We start from the raw sequence: 7,639 nt of genomic DNA, 5'->3' as shown, positions 1-7,639 counted from the left end.
TCTTTCATGCCTGCCACCTGGGGCACCTCTTCTGCCAGGCGCAGCGTCGTTTCGGCCGTGATGTTGAAGCTGGTACGCCCCGGCACGTTGTAGAGCACGATGGGCAGATCCGACGCGTCGGCAATGGCAGCGGTGTGCGCCACGAAGTTGTCTTGCGATGGCTTGTTGTAGTAAGGCCCCACGACCAGCAGCCCGTCGGCCCCAGCCTGTTCGGCTTCCTTGGAGAAGCGGATGCTCTGCGCGGTGTTGTTTGTGCCGGTGCCTACGATAACCGGCACGCGCCCGTCGGTGGTGTCTACCGCCCAGTCAACCAGCTGGCGTCGCTCGGTGTCGGTAACGGTGGGATTCTCACCGGTGGTGCCTAAGACCACCAGCGCCCCAACGCCGCCTTCGATCTGTGCTTCGATGAGCGCGCGAAAAGCCGACTCGTCGAGGTCGTTTTCAGGCGTGAAGGGGGTAACGAGAGCAGGCGCCGACCCGCGAAAGAGCATGGAGGTTGACATAGGGAGCAGGAGCGTTGATGAGCAGAAAAAGTGAGGACAAACGAGCAGAGCAGTCGCTTTTACGCGGCATGCTGCGCATCTACCAAAACGTTAGTCGTTTAGCAGGTGGTCGAGCATGTCGTTGAGGGTGAAGAGCCCGGTGCGTCCAGGCAGCCACTCGGCAGCGGCCAGGGCGCCGGCGGCAAATCCGGTGCGTCCCTTGGCGGTGTGCGAAAGGCGCAGCTGGTCGTGGGGGCTATCGAAGGCGACGGTATGCTCGCCGAACACCGATCCAACACGGGTAGATGAGACGTGCAGCGCCTCGGGATCGATCCGGTCGTGTTGCGTTTCGGCGTCGATGTGGGTTTTTCGTTGCAACGCATCGCGCACCACTTCGCCCAGCATCTGTGCAGTGCCGCTGGGGCTGTCCACTTTCTTGCGATGATGCACCTCATGCACAAACGCATCGTACTCGGGCAGCGCATCCATGAGCGTAGCGGCTTTCTGGACGGCGCGCCGCAAGACAGCCACGCCCACGGAGAAGTTCGGAGCGTACAACAGAGCGGCCTCGTGCGTATCAACCAACTCCTGCACCGTGTCGAGCGATTCGTACCAGCCGGTGGTGCCCACGACAGCCGGAACGCCCACCGTACAGTACCGCTCAATGTGATCAAGGGCAAGCGACGGGAGCGAGAAGTCGATCACGACATCGGCATTCGTAAGCGGTTCCGGATCAGCATCCAGCAGCGGACGCTCGGCATCATACGTAGCAATGAGCGTGTGCCCGGCTGCGCGCACCTGCTCGGCCACAACAGATCCGGTCTGCCCGGTTCCCACGAGGGCAATGGTCATGATAAAGTGGGATGTATTGGATGAAAGATGCGATACAACTACACGAATGCTACGGATGCACTGCAGATGCGCTTCCTGACGAAGACCTGACACCGAGAAATTATCGTCAAAGACTGTTTCGGAAAACATACGAACAAGACTTTTTCAACATAGAGCACAGACAGAGCACAGATGTCATCGGCTCTCGCTGGCTACTTCGTTTCAGCGCTTATTCGGACTGTTGCCTCTCTCCTCGGATCGTTAAGTTCGCTCTCTGTTGCCGCCTGCTTTCGCCGCTCGTGGGTGCACCTTAGATTCATGCCCTCCCCCGAACACCGCTTCCTTTCTTCTGGTAAAGGTACTAATTTTGCTCTTACGCTGTTCAGCTTAGGTATCGCATCTTAAAAACAGATGGTGTACCTTGCGTGTCGAACAGTTACGTCTTGGTTTGTACTTGGCCCCACTGCGCACTCTCGGGGGTGTACCGGGATAGACTGTATACATTCATTTTGTTGGTGTCGACCTGCTGGTTAGTTTACACCGGTAGCCTACCGGCTGTTGAAGCTTCACTATCATACTTACTCTTGCTATGGACTTGACCGCTGACCTTGCCATCATCCTGCTTAGCGCGGCGGTTATGGGATTTGTGGCAAAGCAGACGCGCCAGCCGACAATCGTGGGGTACATCGTTGCCGGAGTGCTTATTGGGCCTGCTGTGCTGGGTATTGTCGAGGTGAGTGAGCTTACCGAAACGCTCTCTGAACTGGGCCTGGCCTTTCTTCTCTTCCTGCTTGGCATCAAGATGCGGCTCGACGAGGTGCAGCACGTGCTTGCTCCGGTCGTCAAGATATCGGGCCCGCAGATGGCACTTGTAGCCCTTGCTGGCGGAGGTATTGCGCTATCATTGGGATTCACCAGCATGGAGGCGCTCATCATTGCCCTGGCGGTGATGTACAGCTCTACCGCCGTGGTAATTAAGATGCTCACCGACAAAGACGAGGCTACCTCGCTGCACGGTAAGATCGATGTCGGCATACTGCTCGTACAGGATGTGGTGGTCGTGATTCTTCTGGCGGTGATGGCGGCCGGGCGTCCTGAGAGCCTCGCTGAAGTGGGGACTACGCTGGCCATCGTGCTCACGCTGGTAGCGATCATCAGCGCCGCCGCGCTCGCGGCCTCTCGGTATGCGCTCCCTCCGCTGTTTCGGCGTATTGCCGACAACAAGCAGGTGTTTTTCCTGATCGCCATCTCGTGGGCCTTCCTTTTCGTGCTCATCTCTAAGGAGATCAACGTACTTCTTGCCCCACTTGGCATTGAGGCATATCTCTCGATCGAGATGGGCGCCTTCCTCGCCGGACTGGCTATCGCGCAGCTGCCGTACAGCAAAGAACTAAAGGACCGCATCAATCCGCTCACAGACCTCTTCGTGATGGTCTTCTTTGTGACGGTTGCGCTCGATCTTGAGGCCAGCGCCCTGCTTTTCCATTGGCAGGAAGCGGTGATTACTGCGCTTGTCCTCATGCCCCTGAAGTTCCTCATCTTCTTCGCGCTCATTAACTGGCAGAAGTTTGACCTGGAAACGACCTTTCTCGGCAGCATCAATATGATTCAGGTCAGCGAGTTTGGCATCATACTGGGCGTGGCAGCGTTTGCTGGTGATTTTGTTGGGCAAGAAGTGCTGGGCTATCTGACGCTGCTCGCCCTTATCACCATGGCGGTATCGGTCTACTTTATCGAATACAACCATGCGCTATACACGCGCCTTGGGCCATATCTCAAGCGCTGGGAGACAGAAACCACGTTCGAAGGCGGGAAGAAGGAATATCAGAACCACGCAATTGTAATCGGCTACGATGCGGTTACCCGAAATATCTTGCCGCTTCTTGCTGAACGCTACGAAGATATCGTCGTGGTAGACCGGCGTGTAGACCATATCCAGACTCTTACAGAGGAAGGATACACCGCTCTCTACGGCGACTTCCGCAACGCGACTATCCGCAAAGACGCCGCGATCAAGCGTGCCGCATTTGTGATCTCTTCGTCTGTCGAGCTGGATGTAAACAGCGCGCTCCTTCGCGAGACATCAGACGAAGCGATTGTCTTTGTTGAGGCGACGAAAATCGACGATGCCCGTACGCTTTACGATCGGGGGGCGCACTGCGTCATTATGAGTACGCGGCTGGCAGGCGATCGGCTCTCCTCTTATCTCAAAGTCTACCTTGAGGATGCTGACACATTCAGACAGATCGCCAAGACCGATGTAGAACTGCTTCAAAGTCCCGATCCCCTTCCTGCAATGCATAAAAAAATGGTAGGTGGCCTTGATGGTTGATCTCCTTACTACCCTTGCCATCATATTTATCGTTGCCGGGCCGTTCCTGCTTGTTGCCAACAAGTTTGAGCTACCTACCGTGCCTCTGCTTATTGTAGCAGGGCTTGTAGCAGGGGTGTTTATTGAGGAAGGGCTCACTCTGGAGCTTGCACGGTATGGCATTGCACTGCTCGTCTTTTCCTTTGGCGTGGGTGTGCAGTTTGATACCGTGCGTACTGTACTGCTCGACAGCGAGATCGCTACCCTCGGGCAGATTCTCATAGTAGGCTCGCTTGGGATCGGGTCTGGACTGGCCTTTGGTATTCCCCTGCAGGAGTCGATCTATCTCGGAATTGCCGCTGCCCTGTCGTCGACTATTGTAGGAACATCCCTTCTACAGAAAGAAATTCGACGCAACCTCGTGCGGGGCCGACTCGCCCAGTCGATCCAGTTTGTTCAAGATCTGATTGCGCTCGTTCTACTGCTCATATTGAGCGCTGAGACGTTTGCGATGGACCCCATTGCCACGCAGATCGGGTATGGACTGATGCTGCTCACCGGGGCCGTCTTTGTCAACCGGTACGTGTTTGACCTGCTCGGACGCCTGGCTGGCGGGTCGTCGGAGTTGATGATTATTGGTGCGGTATCGCTCCTCGTCCTGTTTATGAGTGCAGCGGAGGCTATTGGCGTTTCAATTGTCGTGGGGGCATTTGCTGCAGGGCTTGCGGTTCGGCACGATCAAGACCGCTACATGGGGCTGTATAATGGCATTGAGTCGATTAAGGACTTCTTCGTTGCCATTTTCTTTGTGACGATCGGCGCACTCGTAGCGGTTCCTACAGTAGAAAAGGTACTTCTTGCCAGTGGACTCGTGTTGTTAACAGCTATTGCAAAACCGATTGTAACCACTGCTATCCTCATTTACCAGGGCTACGAAGCACGCTCGGCAACACTGACGAGCCTCAGTATCGACCAGGTGAGCGAGTTTGCCTTGATCATTGCCATTAAAGCACTCATTCTTGGCTTTCTGACGCAGTCGGTATTCGATGCCATCATTTTGGCTGCAGCAGTGACGATGATCACTTCCAGCCTCAGTCAACGCTATGACGAACAGATCTACCGTGCTCTCGCTGATCGTGGGCTGATTGTTGGTCGGCACGGCAAGATCGATGCCTGGAGCAATTGCACCGATGATGTCACCGACCATGTAATCATCGTCGGTTATGGCCGCCAGGGGCAGCAGCTCGTTGAAACCTGTGAGGCGATTGGTCAACGGTACGTCGTAATCGAGAATGATCCTGTACTGCGCGATACGGTGCGCCTGGAGTGCGAAGAGTTTGTCTTTGGCGATGCAATGGAGAAGTACACCTGGAAAAAGGCCAATCCTACAGCGGCCCAGCTTGTTATTTCAACGGTTCCTATTGAGCCGCTCTCGCGCCGTATTCTCAATTTGGCTTCCGGAACCGACACCATTCTCAGTGCAGACACTGTAGACTCGGCATTCGACTTGCTTGACGAAGGCGCTCTGTACGTTACGGTAACAGACCTACTGGCTGGCGAGCAACTGGTGCAATACGTGCAGGCCCTGATACATGGAGACTTGACGCCTGAGGCGCTTCGTGATGAGCAGCAGCGGTTTCTTGAAAACCAGCCTGAGGATATCGTGCCTACCTCCTGAAGTCGATCGTTCCGCTCTCAATCTGTGGAATGTGGGTGAAAGGAGCTGGCTGAAGTCACGTGACGGAACCAATGTGCTCGGTTCTCAATAGTACACGACTGTAATAACCAAGCGGGGCCATAGCTCAGTTGGTAGAGCGCTTGCATGGCATGCAAGAGGTCCGGGGTTCGAATCCCCGTGGCTCCACACCTTCCGCCCGATAGCTGCCCCCGGCTGTCGGGCTTTTTTGTTGGACGTGCAGTTTCATCTCCCTTTGTTGCAGCGGACCCCGATCGTCCAGTAGCGATTCCCCAGCGCATTGCTTATCTTGATCAACACCCTTTATAACGGTATCGCACTCTCTGCACCAACGCCGCCCTGCTATGCAATTGATTGCCTGGGACATCGAAACATGCCCGTTTCCTACCGACAGCTACTCGGAAGCGCAGCAGTCGCGCTATGAAGAGCGGCTTGCACGGCGCCGCGAACGGCACCCTGATGAGGACCCGGAAGACGCGTCGCGCCTGGTGCGAAGCCTGCACCCGTTTCTGAGCTGGGTCTGCTGCATCAGCGCGGTTCGAGGGTCGGTCGGAGGCGCTCCGAATCGCCCAAAGAGCTGGACCGCGGCAACGCCCGACGAAGAGGGTGAGCTTCTTGAACGCTTCTGGAACGACATCAAGCACATCACTTCTAACGCGTCGTCAGTCCGATGGGTCACGTTCAATGGCAAGCAGTTCGATGTGCCCTTTGTCGAAGCCCGCAGCGTACACCACGGCGTTGCACCCTTCGGGAAACAGCTACTCGATACGTATCCCTTTAAAGATGCTCCGCACCTCGACCTCATGAAGCTGTGGCCCATGCCGCTCCGGCTGCACGAGCTCTGTGAACTGGTGGGCGTAGATTCGCCCAAAGATGAGGGCGACGGCAGCCGCGTGGCTGACCTCGTAGCACAAGGCGAAATCGAACAGGTCGCCCGCTACTGCGAGAAAGATGTGCTGGCAACGCTCGCCTGCGCCCAAAACGTGTGGCCGCTCCTCCAGGCCCGGTAACGGATTACCCTCCTTCCACACTGATACAAAGCGAGGGCATCTGCCCCCAGTGACATTCGTTCACTGCACTCACGTAGATTGGAAGACCCCGCAACGTTAAGACCGACACTGGAACGGAGCATGCCCACCGACTTACTAACAGTTGCGATGCAGATACCCAGATGCAGACACACGTAGATACACTAATGTCTTTCCCTCGACCTCCGATGCAGAACGCCTGTTGCTGTCCCTGTTGCTGTCGGTGCCAGCCGCGAGGCTGTTGGAGGTAAGGCCTGCATGTACATCATGTGTTTCCTTCTGCTTCAGCCTCTCCGGTCTACCGCGAGAGGCTTTTTTCGTTGATCCCCCCTGTTCTGATGCCTTACCCTGACACCCTATCTCCTGTGCCTGAGGCCCCGAAAACCGATTCGCGTCCGGCATTGCTCGACCAGATCGGCGCCACTCCGCTGCTGCCGCTCCGCCGCATCGGGGCGCATCTGCCCGACACGGTTACGCTGTGGGCCAAAGCCGAACACCTGAATCCCGGCGGCTCGGTGAAAGATCGTCCGGCTCGCCAGATGATCGAAGCCGGACTCGCAAGCGGGGCGTACCAGCCGCATCATACGCTGATTGATGCGACCAGTGGCAACACAGGCATTGCATATGCCATGATCGCCGCCGCCCTGAACCGCGACGTTGTGCTTGCGCTTCCGGAGAACGCCTCTGCCGAACGCAAGGCCATTCTCCGCGCATACGGTGCCGAACTGATTCTGACCGATCCGATGGAAGGCACCGACGGCGCGCAGGCGTATGTTCGCCGCGAGGTCGAGGCCCACCCCGATCGCTACTTCTACCCCGACCAGTACAACAACGACGCCAACTGGCAGGCCCACTACACGCACACCGCCCGCGAAATTATCGACCAGACGGACGGAGCCGTTACCCACTTTGTGGCCGGGCTCGGCACCACCGGCACGTTCACCGGCGTGTCGCGGCGCCTCAAAGAGCATAACGCGTCCGTCACCTGTGTCGCCATGCAGCCCGACACCCCGCTACACGGACTCGAAGGCCTCAAGCACCTGCCTACTGCCGAGGTGCCGGGCATCTACGACGACACCCTGGTGGATACGCACGCGACCTGTTCCACCGAAGACGCCACGGCTATGACGGCCCGCCTGGCGCAAGAAGAAGGGCTGCTCGTTGGGCCATCAGCGGGCGCAAATGTAACGACGGCCCTTCGCATCGCCGAAACGCTTGATTCCGGACATGTCGTCACCATCCTCTGCGATACCGGTACACGCTATCTAAGCGATGACTGACTGAGCGATGA

At 57.0% G+C, this 7,639-nt stretch carries 6 protein-coding genes and 1 tRNA gene; 5 read left to right on the top strand and 2 right to left on the bottom strand.

Going from position 1 to position 7,639, the window contains the following annotated elements:
* Both PPP56_RS08570 and dapB read right to left on the bottom strand, forming a co-directional pair.
* The coding region (locus PPP56_RS08570) for a dihydrodipicolinate synthase family protein (protein WP_353563626.1) at positions 1-503 on the bottom strand (503 nt) is incomplete at its 3' end.
* Between the two features lie 90 nt (positions 504-593).
* Positions 594-1,463, bottom strand: coding sequence for a 4-hydroxy-tetrahydrodipicolinate reductase (dapB, locus tag PPP56_RS08565; protein ID WP_353563625.1), 870 nt, complete (start codon positions 1,461-1,463; stop codon positions 594-596).
* A 439-nt stretch (positions 1,464-1,902) separates the two neighbouring features.
* Between dapB and PPP56_RS08560 the strand changes: the two genes are divergently transcribed.
* The 5 genes from PPP56_RS08560 to PPP56_RS08540 all read left to right on the top strand — a co-directional run bounded on the left by PPP56_RS08560 (position 1,903) and on the right by PPP56_RS08540 (position 7,628).
* Positions 1,903-3,645 (top strand): cation:proton antiporter domain-containing protein, encoded by a 1,743-nt coding sequence (locus PPP56_RS08560; protein ID WP_353563624.1) that lies wholly within the window; start codon positions 1,903-1,905, stop codon positions 3,643-3,645.
* A complete protein-coding gene (locus PPP56_RS08555) occupies positions 3,638-5,302 on the top strand; it encodes a cation:proton antiporter domain-containing protein (protein WP_353563627.1) in 1,665 nt (554 codons plus the stop codon). The genes PPP56_RS08560 and PPP56_RS08555 overlap by 8 nt, the downstream gene beginning before the upstream one ends.
* A gap of 113 nt (positions 5,303-5,415) precedes the next feature.
* Positions 5,416-5,488: transfer RNA gene (locus tag PPP56_RS08550), tRNA-Ala, on the top strand.
* A gap of 176 nt (positions 5,489-5,664) precedes the next feature.
* Positions 5,665-6,330 carry a ribonuclease H-like domain-containing protein gene (locus PPP56_RS08545; protein ID WP_353563623.1) on the top strand — a complete coding sequence of 222 codons (666 nt, stop codon included), beginning with the start codon at positions 5,665-5,667 and terminating at the stop codon, positions 6,328-6,330.
* A gap of 356 nt (positions 6,331-6,686) precedes the next feature.
* Complete coding sequence (locus PPP56_RS08540) at positions 6,687-7,628, top strand: PLP-dependent cysteine synthase family protein (protein ID WP_353563622.1); 942 nt, start codon at positions 6,687-6,689, stop codon at positions 7,626-7,628.
* Positions 7,629-7,639 lie beyond the last annotated feature (11 nt).

Source organism: Longimonas sp. (assembly GCF_040409695.1).
Lineage (GTDB): Bacteria > Bacteroidota > Rhodothermia > Rhodothermales > Salinibacteraceae > Longimonas.
Note: the sequence above shows the minus strand (reverse complement) of the source record. Positions and strands in the feature narration are given on the sequence as shown.